Here is a 14483-nt window from a genome sequence, read left to right as displayed (position 1 = left end):
ACAGAAGTCCGCGAAAAACCCGCCCTGTGCAGCGTCTCACCACTGGGCACCACCCGGCGGTGCGCTCCCTGATTGTTCCTGGCCGATGCGATGGTTGCGAACCCGGGGGCGGATCGGGGTGTCACATGTCACTCTGCCGTCTATCAGGACACCGGGTGCTGAAGTACGGCGAACTCGGCGCCCTGGTCGTCGTGCAGGATCACCATCCGCCCGTACGGGATGTCGAAGGGCGGCGCGGAGACCCGGCCGCCGAGCCCGACGGCCGTCTCGGCGGCGGCGTCGCAGTCCTCGACGGCGAAGTAGCTGAGGAAGTAGCTGGGCATTTCGGCCGGGAACGCGTCGGTGATGACGCTGCGTCCGCCGATCGCGGTGCCGGGTCCGGGTTCGGTGCCTTCCGGGGACCACATCCGGAAGTCGGCGCCGGACTCGGAGGCACCCGCACCGCCGGAGCCGGACTCGGCGGTGCCGGACTCGGCGGAGCCGGACTCGACGGGGCCCGCGGCGCCGGTGCCCGGCTCGCCGTGATCGGTGCTCGACTCACCGGTGCCCGGCTCGCCGAGATCGGTTCCCCGGAAGCCGAAGACCTTCTCGTAGAAGGCGTCGACGCGGTCCTTCTGCCGGGTGTACACCTCGGTCCAGCAGAAGGATCCGGGCTCGTTCTGCTTCTCGAAACCGCTGCGGTCACCTGCCTGCCAGAGCCCGAAGACCGCACCACCGGGGTCGGCGGCCTGCGCGAGCACGCCCGCGCGGCCGACCCGGACGGGCTCGGTGATGACCTGGCCGCCCTCCTGCCGGATCAGGGCGACGGTCGCGACGATGTCGTCGGTGGCGAAGTAGATGCCCCAGGCGGTCGGCATCCGGCCGTCCTGCTTCGCTGCGAGTGCGGCGACGAGCTTGCCGTCGCTGAGGGCCTCGGCGCACGCACCCTCGGCGGCGTCCCCGGCCCGGAAGGTCCACCCGAAGAGCCCGCCGTAGAAACGCTTGCCCGCTTCGAGGTCGGGGAGTTGCGCGTCCACCCAGCACGGCGCGGAGCGCGGGAATGCGGCCATGGGCCCGGGTCCTTCCATAGCAGTGACGCTCGTCACACCCAACGTAGCCGCGCACCGCATGTGCCGCGCAGCGAACGACTCCTGTCGAACGAAGATTCGACATCGGAGTTCCATGGCCGTCGCGTCACGGAAAGTTATCCACCGAAGTTGTCCACAGGCTGTTGATAACACTAATCAGGCCGTGGATCGCACCCGCCGAAATCCGGCCACTCCCCCCGCACCACCCCACCGCACCTGCGGACCTCCCCATTTGCAGTCGGCCGAATCGCGCTCCGATCACCCCTCGGTAAGCTGACGGCATGACAGGACAAGTGCGCACCGTCGACGGCCGCGTGGCCGGTCGACGCGGACAGGCGACGCGGCAGAAGCTGCTCGACTGCCTCAGCGAGATGCTCAGCTCCTCGCCTTACCGGGACGTCAAAGTCATCGACGTCGCCCGCAAGGCGGGGACTTCACCCGCAACCTTCTACCAGTACTTCCCCGACGTCGAGGGAGCCGTCCTCGAGATCGCCGAAGAAATGGCCAAGGAGGGCGCCGCGTTGACCGAATTGGTCGCCGGCCGCTCCTGGGTCGGCAAGGCGGGCTGGCAGACCTCCGAAGAGCTCGTCGACGGGTTCCTCGACTTCTGGCGACACCATGACGCGATCCTGCGCGTGGTCGACCTGGGCGCGGCCGAGGGGGACAAGCGGTTCTACAAGATCCGCATGAAAATCCTGAACTCGGTCACCAACTCCCTTACCGATTCGGTGAAGGAGCTCCAGGCCAAGGGCAAGGTCGACAAGGACGTCAGTCCGGCGGCGATGGCGGGCTCGCTCGTCGCGATGCTGGCGGCGGTCGCCTCGCACCAGAAGGGTTTCCAGACCTGGGGCGTCAAGCAGGCGGAACTCAAACCGAACCTGGCACTGTTGGTACATCTGGGCATCACCGGCAAGAAGCCGACGAAATAGCGTCGGACGCCCCCTTCTTCCCGGCTCCTTGCTCGCTTCTTCCTGCACTGGGCTCCGCACGGCAATCCCGGGCTGCCCACCTCCTGTCTCACCGATGGCGGACCACACGATGTGGTCCGCCATCGGCGTATCCGGGCGGCCACCGCGTCACGAAGTGCCGCGCCGCTCCAGCCGGAAGAGCCGGATCTCCCGCTCCACCCGCGCCTGGTACGTGGCGTACGGCGGCCAGAACGTCAGCGCCGCCTGCCACACCTCCGCGCGCTCCGCGCCCTCCAGCAGCCGGGCACGCACGGCGATGTCGTGCCCCTTCCCGTTGATGACGGCGTCGTCCGGATGGGCCAACAGGTCGGCGGTCCAGGCAGGATGACCCGGACGGCCGAAGTTGCTGCCGGTCAGAATCCGGCCGGTGACGCCGTCGCCCTCGGAGCCGTACTCCGGCATGCAGGCCAGTGGAGTGGTGCGCGGGGCCGCGGCCTCGGGCCGGCCGGCCTTCGAGCGTGCCGGGGTGCGGCCCGCCGACATCGATCTGGCGGAGATCTATGAGGCCTTCACATACATGACGCTGGTGACGCTGGAAGACCTCGCCTTCTGCGCGAAGGGCGAGGGCGGTGCCTTCGTCGAGAAGGGCCGCACGGGCCTGACCGGCGAACTCCCGGTCAACACGGACGGCGGCGGCCTCTCCTGCCACCCCGGGATGCCTGGGCTGTTCCTGCTGATGGAGGCGGTACGGCAACTGCGCGGGGAGGCGGGAGAACGTCAGGTCCGGAAGGCGGACGGACGGCTGTCGGAGCTGGTGGCCTCGGGAACGGGCGGCTGGTTCTGCTCGTCGGGGACGGTGGTGCTGGGGCGGGGGTGAGGCGGCGGAGCGCTCCGCGGCCTGATGTCCAATGGCCACATGACCGATACATCGACCTCCGCGCAGCACACCTTCCGGGACCTCCTTCACGCCCAGCGCGTCTGGGACGTGGACCTCCCCGCCTTCGATCCGGCCGCCGCGCCCCGCACCCCGATGCCCCTCTTCCACATCTGGTTCGCCGAGGCGGTGTCCGCCGGGCAGACCGAGCCGCACACCATGACGCTGGCCACCGTCGACGCCGAGAGCCACCCCGACGTACGGACGCTGATGCTGCACGACGCGGACGACCGCGGCTGGCACTTCGCCACGCACGCCACCAGCGCGAAGGGCCGCCAGCTCGCCGAGCATCCGCATGCGGCGCTCGGTTTCTACTGGCCCGCGCAGGGCCGGCAGGTACGGGTGCGAGGTCCGGTCACCGCCTGCACCCCGGCGGAGAGCCGGGCCGATCTGCACGTCCGCTCGACCGGGGCGCTGGCATCGGCTCTGGTGGGGCGGCAGAGCGAGGTGCTCGGCTCGTACGAGGAGCTGAACCGCGCCTCGGACGCCGCATGGGAGCGCGCGCAGGCGGAACCGGAGGCGGATGTGGCGAGCTGGACGCGGTATGTGGTCGAGCCGCGCGAGGTCGAGTTCTTCCAGGGCGACGCACGGCGACGGCACGTACGGCTCCACTACCGCCGGGGCGGCGGCGACTGGACCCGGGAACTGCTCTGGCCGTGACGCGGCACACCGATTCCAACAAGAAAGGGGCACTATGGGAAGCAGGTGAGTTGCTGGAGGCATTCCATGACACGAGCCCGTTCCCGTTACGCCCCCGACCACGGTCTGACCACCCGCATGGTCACCACCATGTTCCTGATCGGACTGCTGTACGTGGTCCTGGTGGGTGTACTCCTCGCGGTGCTGCGCGGCGCCTGGCCGATCATCCTGATCCTCGTGGGCGGTCTGTTCATCGCGCAGTTCTGGTTCAGCGACCGCATCGCCGCCTTCAGCATGGGCGCCCGCGAGGTCACCGCCGAGGAAGCACCCGAGCTGCACGGCACCATCGACCGGATCTGCGCCCTGGCCGACATGCCGAAGCCCCGGGTGGCCATCGCCCGGAGCGACGTACCGAACGCCTTCGCCACCGGCCGCGGCGAGAAGACCGCCCTCGTCTGCGCCACCACCGGGCTCCTGCGCAGACTGGAACCCGAGGAGCTGGAGGGCGTCCTCGCGCACGAGATGTCGCACGTCGCGCACCGGGACGTCGCCGTCATGACGATCGCCTCGTTCCTCGGCGTCCTGGCCGGCATCATCACCCGCGTCGCCCTCTGGGGCGGCTTCTCCCGCAGCAGCCGCAGCAGCGACCCCGTCGGCATCGCGATCCTGCTGATCCCGCTGATCAGCGCCGTCGTGTACTGCCTGAGCTTCCTGCTCACCCGGCTGCTCTCGCGCTACCGCGAACTCTCCGCCGACCGCGCCGCCGCCCTCCTCACCGGACGCCCCTCCGCGCTCGCCTCGGCACTCACCAAGGTCAGCGGGCAGATGGCCCGGATCCCGACGGAGGACCTGCGGAAGGCGGAGCCGTACAACGCCTTCTACTTCGTCCCGGCGTTCTCCTCGAAGGAGAGCCTCAGCAGGCTGCTCTCCTCCCACCCGCCCCTCGAACGGCGCCTCGACCAGCTGGCCCGCATCTCCGCCGAACTCGCCCGCCCGTAAGGAGTCCCCCGTGGGTCTGCTCGACACGATCCTGGGCCGCACCAAACCGGTCCGCCCCGACCTCGACCAGCTCTTCGCCGTTCCGTCCGCCGCCCTCACCCTCCAGGCGGGCGCGGGCTTCGTCCCCACCGGTCTGGGCTCGGTCTGCTTCGCGGGTGTGGAGGGCGGCACCTTCGCCCGCATCCAGCAGGACGTGCGGGAACTGCTCGACGCGGACACGGACCGGGGCGGGACCCCGGTGGAGTTCAGCCACGATTCGTACGGCTACACCTGGCTGCTCGCCCGCCAATCCCCCGACGACGTGGCCGCCCTGGTCAACGACCTGCACGCGGTCAACACCCTGCTCCAGGACGGCGGCTTCGGCCCGCAACTGCTCTGCTCACTGGTCGGCTTCCGGAACGCCGAAGGGCGCTCGCTGGCGCTGGTCTACCTCTACAAGCGCGGCACGTTCTATCCGTTCGCCCCGGTGCCGGGCGGCGCCGAGAAACGCGACAGTCCCCTGGAGCTGCAGGTCAGGGCGACGCTGGGCGACGACTTGCGGGTCGAGGAGGATCTCGCCCGGTGGTTCCCGGTCTGGGGCGCGCCCGGCCTGTGAAGATCAGACGCTGCGCGCCCGCTCCGGCTCTCTTACGACATTGCCGAATGCGGACCGTGTCTCTCTGGTCACGCTACGAAGTCGGCGGGATCCTCGTATCCATGACGAGCAAGAAGCTCCCCGAATGGGTACCGCCCGCGGGGCTCCAACTTCACCTGACCGGGGTCCATTTCGACGCCATCCGGGTCCGCGGCGTACGCGGCGAGGCCGTCCTTCATCACCTCGCCACGCTCACGGACGGCGAACCGGGTCCGGTGGTCCGGGAGGTCGCGGGCGGGCGGTGGACGTACTTCCTGATCCCGCCCGGGATGAGCAAGGAGTACGACTGGCCGCCCGGGGCGACCTGCCTCGGACCGTCGGCGCGGGATCTGTACGTGGGGATCCCCGCGGCGCACGGCAACACATATCCGCTGAGCTGGCGGTGCGGGGCGCCGACGGAGGGGGAGTTCGTGGACGCGGAGCTGCTGCACGCGGTGGTGGTTGCGCAATTGGTACGGGAGAACTGGTGACCCGTTCCGTATCATCAGGTTCATGACTCCTGAGCGCCGGAATTCCGTCAGTCGGCTTCGCGCCTCCGACGCCGACCGCGAAGCGGTGGTGGAGCAGCTCCAGGAGGCGGCGGCCGAGGGCCGCATCGATCTCGACGAGCTGGATACGCGCCTGGGTCAGGCGCTCGGCGCCAAGACCTTCGCCGAGCTGGAACCCCTCACCGCCGATCTGGCACCCGTGCCGCAGAACGCGACGGAGCCACTGGTCATCGAGGGCGGCATCCACGGCCTGGCACGGACCGGACGGTGGAAGGTGCCTGCGCGCATCGACGTGGACGGGGGCATGGGCGGCGCCAAGCTCGACTTCACGCAGACCGAGACCCGGCTGCGCGAGATCGAACTGGAGGTCAGCGGCCAGATGGGCGGGGTTGTCGTGGTCGTACCCAGGGGGTGGGCGGCCCAGACCGACGACGTCCGTCCCGGCCTGGGCGGCTTCAAGGACCGGACCCGGGGCGAGAGGCTCCCGGGCGCACCGCTGCTCCGCCTCAGCGGCACGGGCGGCATGGGCGGAGTGGTCGTCCGCCACCCCAATCTCTGGGAGCGATGGAAGCTGCGCCGCAGCAAGCGGCGCTGAGCCTGCCTCGTCGGACAGCGTCTCCCGGCCGGAAGACCGGAACCGCCTCGCACCCCTCCTCCTGCCGGACGGCGACGCGCAGCTCCATGCCGATGGTGAGGGCCGGCTCCTCGCAGTCGACGATCTCCGTCATCATCCGCTGCCCCTCGGCGAGGTCGACGACGGCCGCCGTGTACGGGACGCGGGAACCGAACGGCGGCAGGTCGTTGCGGTGGACGACGGATCAGGTGCAGAGCGTGGCACGGCCGCTCGCCCACTCCCGGTCGACGGCCCAGTCGTGGATCATCAGCACAAGGAACCAGCCCTTCTTGTCCTTGTGCCGCCAGCTCTCCGGCCACCACAGCCCGAGCCCTGTTCGAAGGACGGCGAGCCACCCGGCTCCGCCGAGCCAGATCGTCCGCATCAGAACCCCTCCCGCTCAACGAATTTGACGGTCCGTCAGTTCACCTGATCCGGCATCGCTGCGCAAAAGGTGCGCAGAACGCAGGGCGAAGCACACCCCCGTGATCAATTCGCAATCGATTCCGCTCTTGACCGAGACCCATCAAGTGAGCGCGCGATTACGCTCCGAACCATGCCCGACAGCACCCCTACCTCCGGTAGCTCCAGCTCCGCGCCCACCGGCATCACGGAACACCGGCCCGTCTACGTCGTCGGCGGTGGCCCGGGCGGTCTCGCCGCCGCGGCCGCCCTGCGCGCGCAGGGGGTGCGGGCCGTCGTGCTGGAGAAGTCCGAGAACGTCGGCGCCTCCTGGCGCCGCCACTACGACCGGCTGCATCTCCACACCACCCGGCGCTGGTCCGCACTGCCGGGGCTCGCGATGCCGCGCCGGTTCGGTCGCTGGGTGGCCCGTGACGACGTGGTGCGCTACCTGGAGAAGTACGTCGAACACCATGAGCTGGAAGTGGTGACGGGCGTCGAGGTGACCCGTGTCGACCGGGCGGAGGACAGCACCGGCTGGCAGCTGACCGCAAGCGGCGGACGGGTCCTGACCGGGCGGGCGGTCGTCGTGGCCACCGGCTACAACCACACCCCGCGGATCCCGGGCTGGGCGGGCCGCGACACGTTCACCGGCGAGCTGCTGCACGCCTCGGACTACCGCAATCCCGCCCCGTACGCGGGCAAGGACGTCCTCGTCGTCGGCATCGGCAACACGGGGGCGGAGATCGCCGTGGACCTGGCGGAGGGGGGCGCTTCCCGGGTACGGATCGCGGTCCGCACCGTTCCTCACATCGTGCGCCGCTCGACGGCGGGCTGGCCCGCGCAGGCGACCGGCATCCTGGTCCGCAGACTGCCGGTGCGCCTGGTCGACCGGGCCGGCCGGCTGATGGCCAGGGCCGCTGTGCCCGACCTCGCCGAACAGGGCCTGCCGCGCCCGGACACGGGCCTCTACTCACGGGTCAAGGACGGAGCCATTCCGGTCCAGGACGTGGGGCTGATCGACGCCGTGCGGGGCGGCCGGGTGGTACCGGTGGCAAAGGTCGACTCGTTCGACAAGGACACGGTGGTGCTGGCGGACGGGACCCGGATCACGCCGGACACCGTGATCGCGGCGACCGGCTACCGGCGGGCGCTCGAAGGGCTGGTCGGACACCTCGACGTACTGGACGCACGGGGCAGGCCGGTCGTGCACGGCGGCCGCACGCCGAAGCAGGCGCCCGGTCTGTACTTCACCGGCTTCACCAACCCGATCAGCGGCATGTTCCGCGAAATGGCCCTGGACGCGGAGAAGATCGCCAAGCGGCTGGCGAAGCGGACCGGCTGACCCCGGGGGCCACGACCCGGGACTTCGCGTCCCGGAGGCCGACGTGCCCGGCGCACCCCCGCGCCTCGTCGTCACGGACACCGCCGAGGGCGTCCTCTCCGGTCCGGAAAAGAAAGTCTCGGGGCCTGTCACATCCGCGCGACGCGTTCCGTCATTGCTGTGAAGGACGAAATAGAGCGGGTGTCACCACAGGCCCCGAAGATCCGGAGGAGCAGCACCATGGAAGCACGGATGAAGAACCCGGCCGCCGTCATCCCCGAGGCCGCGCCCGCCATCCAGGAACTCCTGAAGGCCACCCGGAACCGTGGCGTCCCGGACTCGACGCTGGAACTCGTCCACCTGCGGGCGAGCCAGATCAACGGATGCAGCTTCTGCGTCGACTACGGGGTCCGCAGCGCCAGGAAGGCGGGCACGGCCGACGAGAAGCTGTTCGCCGTGGCGGCCTGGCGCGAGGCGCCGTACTTCTCCGACGAGGAGCGCGCGGCGCTGGCGCTCACCGAGGCGGCGACCCGGCTGAGCGACCGGGGCGACGCGGTGCCGGACGACATCTGGGACGCGGCGGCCGACCACTACGACGAGCAGGGGCTCGCCGCGCTGACTCTCATGATCGGCATCACCAACCTCTTCAACCGCATCAACGCCACCATCAGGCAGCCGGCGGGCGCGCCGACCTGGTAGTCCGTACGCGGAGAAGGGCCGCCGCAGCCGCGGCGGCCCTTCTCGCTGTGCGGGTCTCGGCCGCAGTCCGCCTACTCCCCGGCGAAGACATCCTCGACGGAAGCAGCGCCGGGAGCACGCAGGAGCCAGCGGCTCAGGATGTCAAGGTCGGTGCAGCCTGTGATGCGTTCACGAGCCTCGTCGGGTACATCGACGCCAGCCTGGGCAAGGAAGAGCAAGATGCCCCGCGCGATGCCTTCTGCGCGGCCTTCGTCCCGGATTTCTTCCGACATGAAGGATTTGTAAAAGGAAAGGTCCACAGCCACCAGGTTCCTCCACTGTTGTGCGGCCGGGCGGTTGCCCAAGCCTTGTGCGGTGAGTTCGACGATGGGGTTGGCGATGGTTTCCGGTACGTCCCGCAGAGCGGTCGACAGCGATGACCTCGGAGACCCGGGAGAAAAGTCCCGGGTACTCCTGGAAGATGCGGTGCATCGCCTCGTGGGACGAGCTGACCATGTGGATTTCCTAGAGTTGTTGAGCGGTCGGACGGGAGTTGTCGGTCCGGCAGCCGGAGCACTCTCCTGGCTCCGCAGCGCGGAATGCCAGGTCGCAGCCCTCGCAGTTCTGCAACGGGAGCGGCCGGGGCGGGGAACCGGCCGGGGCCCGGAACGGGGGCGGCGGCGGAAGCCGGGTGGTGAGCCGGTGTGCGAGGAGACCGGCGGGGCGGCGCAGCGGTTCGGGTGGGAGTTCTCCGGTCAGGGCGCGCTCCACGGCGGCGGGGCCGACCTCGCGCTCCAGCCATGCGGCGACTCCCGGAGCCAGGACGTCCACGTCCTGCGCGGAGAGCAGCAGCCGCGGGTCCTGGCGGTGCAGCCCGGCGAGCAGGTCGGCGGCGGTCCGGAGGAGGGACGGGGCGGGAAAGGCCGGCTGCGGTACGAGGAGGGGCGTGGACCGGCTGTGTGGGGCACGCTCGCGGCGTGCTGCGGGGACAGACTCGCGGCGTGGTGCGGGCACTGTGTGGACCCGGGGCCTTGCAGGGCGCGTGTCATCGGGGTCGGGCGTCATGCAGGGCCTGGAAGGCGCGGGCGGACGGTCCGTACGCTGCGGGCGCGGCGGACAGTCACCGCCCGGCAGAGCGCCCGTGAGCCGACGGTCGGCAGGCTGGTTGCAGGAGACCGTGCGGGTGACGATCCGGCCGTTGGCCAGACGCGTCCGGGTGCGTCGCAGATAGCCGTGGGCTTCGAGTTCGCGTAACGCGGCGGCGATCCGGGCCTCGCTCTCCGGGAAGCGTACGGCGAGGTCCTTGATGCCGATCCTGGCTCCGGCGGGCAGGGACTGGATGTGCGCGGCGAGCCCGATCGCGGTGAGGGAGAGCTCGCGGTGCTGGGTGAGGTGGTTGCCCACGACCGTGAAACGGCTGGTGTGCCGGGAGTTGTCGTGCACGACACCGGACGGCGGCGTGGCGTCCCCGCGTACGCGGGACGGGGCGCGCGAAGGCGCGCTAATCTGCTGGGTATCCATCGGGAAGCCTCTTACTTCCTCGGTGGTCAGGCCCTCGATCGGGATTCGCAGTCCCGGCCGGGGGCCGACGCATGTCTGGGGTTGTTCGTCGCGGCGAGCATATGCCAGCCAACCGGCACGAATAGCAGCCAAGTTGGCCAACCTCACTCATGTGGGTGACGGGAGGCAGGTGGGGTTGGGGAGGGTATTTCCCACGTTCTTCAAGGCTTTTGATGTCGTGCGCAGCCGCGTCACGGACCACCGGATCGCGGAGATCCGCGACCCGGTGACGGCGGTCACGGTACGAGGTCGAGTTCGGCCCAGACGGTCTTGCGGGGGATGGGACCGGGGCTGACGCCCCAACGGTCCGCGAGCGCCTCGACGATCAGCAGGCCGCGCCCGGATTCACCGTCGCCGTCCGGGACGGCCACGCCCGCCGGAACGGGCGGAAGGCACTCGCCACGGGCATCGCTCACCTCGATCCGCAGGAGCGCGCCGCCGTCGTGAACCGTGAGGTCGAGCCGGAAGTCCCTGCCCGGTACACGGTCGTGCACCATGGCATTGGCGGCCAGTTCGGCGACGATCTGCACGGCCGACACCGACGGGAGATCCCATTCGCCCAGCTGTGCGGTGGTGCGCAGACGGGCGAGTCTGGCTCCCCGGCGGGTGGGCGAGAGCAACACGGTGAACGTGCGGCTGGGTGCTGGGGGTTGGGGACGGTGATTTCTTGTTTCACGTCACCGAGCGTGGCCGGGCACGCCTACGCCGACCAGTGATCGACTGGATGCGTACGGTGGTTGTCCGGGCTGTCCGGGCTGTCCGGGCTGTCCGGGCTGTCCGGGCTGTCCGGGCTGTCCGGGCTGTCCGGAGCGGACGTGCGGGTAGGTGGTGCCGCCGGCTTCCGGCACGGCCTCGAGGCCGCAGGCCCCCGTCAGCCCTCCCGGTCGCGGAGCGCCGCTCGCGCCGGGAGGGTGACGGCGAGCAGGGCGAGACCCACCGCGGCCGCGGCGAAGGACCCGTACACGAGCGGGGGTACGTACGGGGTCTCGCCGGTCAGGCCGCGCATCATCGGGATCAGGGTGGCCGCGGCGATGGCCGTGCCCAGGACGATGCCGGCCACCGCCACCAGCAGGCCTTCCCAGCGCAGCATGTCCATCACCTGGCGCCTGGTGGCGCCGACGAGGCGGAGCACGCCGAGCTCGCGGCGACGGTCGAGGACGGTCATCACGAGGGTGTTGACGGCCGCGACGGCGGCGAAGCCGCCCAGGACTCCGGCCATCGTGTAGTTGGCCCAGGCGTTGAGCTCGCGGTCGGTGGTCTGCTCGACCGCGTAGCCGGACGCGTCGGCGACCTTGCCCAGCGGGGCGAGGGCCTTCGCGTCTCCGCCACGTACCAGCAGCGTGCTGTCGAAGCCCGAGGTGACGTGGGCGGTCAGGGACGCGCGGTCCATGGTCACCGCCGCGAGGCCGAGCCCGCGGCCGTACACGGCGACGACCTCGGGGCTGGTCCTGGTGCCGTCCGGGAGGTACATCGGCAGCTTGTCGCCGACCTTGACCTTCGCCGATGTGGCGAGCGTCTTGTCGATGGCGACACGGCCCTTGCCGACACGGTCCAGACTGCCGCTGCGCACGTCGAGGTCCTGCACCTTCGCGAGCTGCGCGCCGGAGCCGGAGATGCCCTGGGTTGCCGAGTTCTGCAGCCACCGGTCGCCGCCCGAGCCGACGGGCACGAGCACCTGCGCGTCGAGCAGGCCCACGGCCGCGTCGACGCCGGGTGCGCGGGCGGCCCGGTCGACGGTCTCGGCGGGCAGCCCGGCGGGGTGCGTGATGACGTGGTCCGCGGTGACGCCGGCGCGCAGCTGCTTCGCGGCGACGTGGCTTTCGCTCGTGTGCATGAAGGCGAGCGTCGAGGCGAAGGCCATGGCCAGCACGATCGGGGTGATCGCGGAGGCCAGCCGGCGGGCGTTCGTACGGGAGTTGGCGGCGGCGAGCGCGGCCGCGGCGCCGCGGCCGCGCAGCGGAAGCCCGAACAGCGCCGCGCACAGCCGCGCCACCAGCGGGCCGAGCAGCGCGACGGCCAGCATGAACAGCATGACGACGCCGAGGGCGGCGTTGGCCGCGTCGTCCCCGGCCGAACGGGCGGCCAGGACGGTGAGGAACCCGCCGCCGACGAGGGCGCCCAGGCCCAGCACGGTACGGATCACGCCCGGCCGCAGCCGCTCCACCAACGCCTCGGTGAGCGCCTGCCCCGGCTTGATCTTCGCGGGCCGGCGCCCGGCCGCCCAGCCGGCGGCGAGCGCGGTCAGCAGCCCCATGCCGACGGCGACGACGAGCGGGATCCAGGAGACCTGCAGGTCCACGGGGACCGGGATGGCCCCGCGGTCCTTCAACTGCCCGAACCACCAGTGCGCGAGCCCGATCCCGGGCAGGCAGCCGACCAGCCCGGCGAGCGGCGCGACGAGCAGCGCCTCGGCGGCGACCGCGCGGCGGATCTGCCGCGGAGTGGCGCCGACGGCGCGCAGCAGCGCGAACTCCCGGGCGCGCTGGGCGACGGACAGCGCGACCGTGCCGGACGCCGTGAAAATGGCGACCACGGCGGCGATCCCGCCGAAGGAGCCGCCGAGCCCGGTGAGCGTTTCCTTGGCGTACCCGAGCCCCCGGTCCTCGACGGCGCCGCGGCCGTCGCCGGTGTGCACCTTGGCGCCGGAGCCGGCGATCGCCTTCTTCACGCCGGCGGCGAGGGCGTCGGTGTCCGCCCCGTCCCTCGCCAGTACGGCGATGGCGTCGGCCTTGCCGGGATGCCCGGCGAGCGCGGGGGATTGGGCGTCGGCGAACCAGCCTGTGGCGCCCTTGGCCGTGTCGCCGGATCCGGCCTTCGCCAGCCCGGAGACGCGGAAGCCGGCACGCCCGGTGGCGGTTTCGAGCGCGACGGTGTCGCCGACATCGGCCTTCGCGGCCCGTGCGGCGGCGACGGCGAGCACGACCTCGCCGGTACGGGGCGCGGCCCCGGAGGTGAGCGCGGCGCCGGTGAAGGCGTGCGATCCCCAGCCGTGGCCCGTCAGCGCGCCGTCGCCCTGACGCACCGGGAACGTGAAGTCCGGCACCGCCGCCTCCGCGCCGGGCACGCGGGCCGCCTTGTCGGCCAGCGCCGCTTCCACGCGTGCTGTGTCCGGCAGCGGGTTCGCCGACTCGGAGCGGCTGTCGCCGCTGCCCGTGACGAGGCGGGCGTACTGGTCCGCCGCCGTGACGACCGGCACCCTCGCGTACCGCTCCGCCGGCACCGACGCGCGGGCGCCCGTCTCCAGGAGGATGCCGCAGGCCGAGACGATCAGCGCCGCCATCATCAGCGCGACGAAGGTGCCGGCGAACGACGCGGGTTTGAAGCGCACGGCCGCGCGGGCGAGGCCGTTGGGGGCGAAGCTCCTCACGCCGCGGCCCCTGCCATCGCGCCCGTACGGGAGGTGAGGGCGGCCATGCGCACCGTGATCTGCTCCGCCGAGCCGCGGTCGAGGCCGCCGGCGAAGACGCCGTCCGCGAGGAACAGCACGCGGTCGGCCCAGGCGGCCGCGGCCGGGTCGTGGGTGACCATGACGACGGTGGCGCCGAGGGTGTCCACCGCGTGCCGGAGCAGGCCGAGGACCTCGACGGCGGTGCCGGTGTCGAGGGCGCCGGTGGGCTCGTCGGCGAAGACCACGTCCGGACTGGTGACCAGGGCGCGGGCGATGGCCACGCGCTGTTGCTGGCCGCCGGAGAGCTCGCCGGGGCGGCGCTTCGCCTTGTCGGCGAGGCCGACCTGCGCGAGTACGGCGTCGGCCCGGCGGCGGTCCTGGCGCTGCCCGGCGAGGCGCATCGGGAGCAGCACGTTCTGCTCCACGGTGAGGGAGGGCAGCAGGTTGAAGGCCTGGAAGACGAAGCCGAGGCGGCTGCGGCGCAGCTCGGTCAGCTGGTTCTCGCGCATGCCGGTGATCTCCGTACCGCCGAGGCGCACGGAGCCGGCCGACGGCCGGTCGAGGCCGGCGGCGCACTGCAGGAACGTGGACTTGCCGGAGCCGGACGGGCCCATGACGGCGGTGAACGTGCCGCGCGGCAGGGCGAGATCGATGCCTGCGAGGGCGTGCACGGCGCCGGCGCCGCGGCCGTACTGCCGCCGGACGCCGCGCAGTTCGACGGCGGGACCGGGTGTGCCCTGGGCCTCCGGCCGGTCGTCCGTCTTCTGTCCTTTGCCGCCGCGCAGCCTCATGTCCGTCCTCTCGCGATCTTTTCGAGCCGATAACTCGAAGCTACGGATCACTGTCATT

At 71.3% G+C, this 14483-nt stretch carries 15 protein-coding genes and 2 pseudogenes; 9 read left to right on the top strand and 8 right to left on the bottom strand.

Annotated elements, in window-relative coordinates; translation table 11 throughout:
* Nucleotides 1-143: 143 nt before the first annotated feature.
* Nucleotides 144-1049 (bottom strand): VOC family protein, encoded by a 906-nt coding sequence (locus AB0I23_RS03475; RefSeq protein WP_359106441.1) that lies wholly within the window; start codon nt 1047-1049, stop codon nt 144-146.
* Nucleotides 1050-1348: 299 nt separating this feature from the next.
* Here AB0I23_RS03475 and AB0I23_RS03470 point away from each other — a divergent pair, with 299 nt between their 5' ends.
* Nucleotides 1349-1996: a TetR family transcriptional regulator gene (locus AB0I23_RS03470; protein WP_359106439.1), complete on the top strand. Its 648-nt coding sequence runs from the start codon at nt 1349-1351 to the stop codon at nt 1994-1996.
* A gap of 147 nt (nt 1997-2143) precedes the next feature.
* Here the strand turns inward: AB0I23_RS03470 and AB0I23_RS03465 are convergent, their stop codons facing one another.
* Nucleotides 2144-2518: a nitroreductase family deazaflavin-dependent oxidoreductase gene (locus AB0I23_RS03465; protein ID WP_359106437.1), complete on the bottom strand. Its 375-nt coding sequence runs from the start codon at nt 2516-2518 to the stop codon at nt 2144-2146.
* Here AB0I23_RS03465 and AB0I23_RS03460 point away from each other — a divergent pair.
* The 6 genes and pseudogenes from AB0I23_RS03460 to AB0I23_RS03435 all read left to right on the top strand — a co-directional run.
* Nucleotides 2454-2852: pseudogene (locus tag AB0I23_RS03460) on the top strand (thiolase C-terminal domain-containing protein); the annotation flags it as partial. The gene AB0I23_RS03465 and the pseudogene AB0I23_RS03460 sit on opposite strands and share 65 nt — an antisense overlap.
* Before the next feature lie 39 nt (nt 2853-2891).
* Nucleotides 2892-3569: a pyridoxine/pyridoxamine 5'-phosphate oxidase gene (locus AB0I23_RS03455; protein WP_359106435.1), complete on the top strand. Its 678-nt coding sequence runs from the start codon at nt 2892-2894 to the stop codon at nt 3567-3569.
* A gap of 66 nt (nt 3570-3635) precedes the next feature.
* The gene (htpX, locus tag AB0I23_RS03450; protein WP_359106433.1) at nt 3636-4547 is read left to right on the top strand and encodes a zinc metalloprotease HtpX; all 912 of its coding nucleotides are present in this window, start codon (nt 3636-3638) and stop codon (nt 4545-4547) included.
* Nucleotides 4548-4557: 10 nt separating this feature from the next.
* The gene (gene pspAB / locus AB0I23_RS03445) at nt 4558-5142 is read left to right on the top strand and encodes a PspA-associated protein PspAB (protein WP_359106431.1); all 585 of its coding nucleotides are present in this window, start codon (nt 4558-4560) and stop codon (nt 5140-5142) included.
* Nucleotides 5143-5243: 101 nt separating this feature from the next.
* Nucleotides 5244-5651, top strand: coding sequence for a hypothetical protein (locus AB0I23_RS03440; protein ID WP_359106429.1), 408 nt, complete (start codon nt 5244-5246; stop codon nt 5649-5651).
* A 22-nt stretch (nt 5652-5673) separates the two neighbouring features.
* The gene (locus tag AB0I23_RS03435) at nt 5674-6264 is read left to right on the top strand and encodes a DUF1707 SHOCT-like domain-containing protein (RefSeq protein WP_359106427.1); all 591 of its coding nucleotides are present in this window, start codon (nt 5674-5676) and stop codon (nt 6262-6264) included.
* Here AB0I23_RS03435 and AB0I23_RS03430 read toward each other — a convergent pair.
* Nucleotides 6176-6667 (bottom strand): annotated as a pseudogene (locus AB0I23_RS03430) (Zn-ribbon domain-containing OB-fold protein). The gene AB0I23_RS03435 and the pseudogene AB0I23_RS03430 sit on opposite strands and share 89 nt — an antisense overlap.
* A gap of 171 nt (nt 6668-6838) precedes the next feature.
* Here AB0I23_RS03430 and AB0I23_RS03420 point away from each other — a divergent pair.
* Together AB0I23_RS03420 and AB0I23_RS03415 are read left to right on the top strand one after the other, a co-directional pair.
* The gene (locus AB0I23_RS03420; protein WP_359106425.1) at nt 6839-8029 is read left to right on the top strand and encodes a flavin-containing monooxygenase; all 1191 of its coding nucleotides are present in this window, start codon (nt 6839-6841) and stop codon (nt 8027-8029) included.
* A gap of 219 nt (nt 8030-8248) precedes the next feature.
* Entirely contained in the window at nt 8249-8707 is a 459-nt protein-coding gene (locus AB0I23_RS03415; protein ID WP_359106423.1) for a carboxymuconolactone decarboxylase family protein, read from the top strand.
* Between the two features lie 71 nt (nt 8708-8778).
* Here the strand turns inward: AB0I23_RS03415 and AB0I23_RS03410 are convergent, their stop codons facing one another.
* The 5 genes from AB0I23_RS03410 to AB0I23_RS03390 form a co-directional block, all read right to left on the bottom strand.
* Nucleotides 8779-9012 (bottom strand): hypothetical protein, encoded by a 234-nt coding sequence (locus tag AB0I23_RS03410; RefSeq protein ID WP_359106421.1) that lies wholly within the window; start codon nt 9010-9012, stop codon nt 8779-8781.
* 199 nt (nt 9013-9211) lie between these two features.
* On the bottom strand, nt 9212-10207 hold the full coding sequence (locus AB0I23_RS03405; RefSeq protein WP_359106419.1) for a helix-turn-helix domain-containing protein: 996 nt from the start codon (nt 10205-10207) through the stop codon (nt 9212-9214).
* Between the two features lie 275 nt (nt 10208-10482).
* Nucleotides 10483-10866, bottom strand: a complete 384-nt coding sequence (locus tag AB0I23_RS03400) for an ATP-binding protein (protein WP_359106417.1) — start codon at nt 10864-10866, stop codon at nt 10483-10485.
* Nucleotides 10867-11117: 251 nt separating this feature from the next.
* Complete coding sequence (locus AB0I23_RS03395; RefSeq protein ID WP_359106415.1) at nt 11118-13613, bottom strand: ABC transporter permease; 2496 nt, start codon at nt 13611-13613, stop codon at nt 11118-11120.
* Entirely contained in the window at nt 13610-14425 is an 816-nt protein-coding gene (locus AB0I23_RS03390) for an ABC transporter ATP-binding protein (RefSeq protein ID WP_359106413.1), read from the bottom strand. Before AB0I23_RS03390 ends, AB0I23_RS03395 begins: the two co-directional genes overlap by 4 nt.
* Nucleotides 14426-14483 lie beyond the last annotated feature (58 nt).

The organism is Streptomyces atratus, assembly GCF_040655115.1.
Classification (GTDB): domain Bacteria; phylum Actinomycetota; class Actinomycetes; order Streptomycetales; family Streptomycetaceae; genus Streptomyces; species Streptomyces atratus_D.
The sequence above is the reverse complement of the archived record's forward strand: the minus strand, read 5'-3'. Positions and strand labels throughout refer to the sequence as shown.

Bases quoted from the DNA above. Each gene is read 5' to 3' on its own strand.
- AB0I23_RS03420 (WP_359106425.1), top strand. From the start codon at position 6,839: ATGCCCGACAGCACCCCTACCTCCGGTAGCTCCAGCTCCGCGCCCACC.
- AB0I23_RS03390 (WP_359106413.1), bottom strand. From the start codon at position 14,425: ATGAGGCTGCGCGGCGGCAAAGGACAGAAGACGGACGACCGGCCGGAG.
- AB0I23_RS03455 (WP_359106435.1), top strand. From the start codon at position 2,892: ATGACCGATACATCGACCTCCGCGCAGCACACCTTCCGGGACCTCCTT.
- AB0I23_RS03415 (WP_359106423.1), top strand. From the start codon at position 8,249: ATGGAAGCACGGATGAAGAACCCGGCCGCCGTCATCCCCGAGGCCGCG.
- AB0I23_RS03440 (WP_359106429.1), top strand. From the start codon at position 5,244: ATGACGAGCAAGAAGCTCCCCGAATGGGTACCGCCCGCGGGGCTCCAA.
- AB0I23_RS03465 (WP_359106437.1), bottom strand. From the start codon at position 2,518: ATGTCGGCGGGCCGCACCCCGGCACGCTCGAAGGCCGGCCGGCCCGAG.
- AB0I23_RS03435 (WP_359106427.1), top strand. From the start codon at position 5,674: ATGACTCCTGAGCGCCGGAATTCCGTCAGTCGGCTTCGCGCCTCCGAC.
- htpX (WP_359106433.1), top strand. From the start codon at position 3,636: ATGACACGAGCCCGTTCCCGTTACGCCCCCGACCACGGTCTGACCACC.
- AB0I23_RS03470 (WP_359106439.1), top strand. From the start codon at position 1,349: ATGACAGGACAAGTGCGCACCGTCGACGGCCGCGTGGCCGGTCGACGC.
- AB0I23_RS03405 (WP_359106419.1), bottom strand. From the start codon at position 10,207: ATGGATACCCAGCAGATTAGCGCGCCTTCGCGCGCCCCGTCCCGCGTA.
- AB0I23_RS03475 (WP_359106441.1), bottom strand. From the start codon at position 1,049: ATGGCCGCATTCCCGCGCTCCGCGCCGTGCTGGGTGGACGCGCAACTC.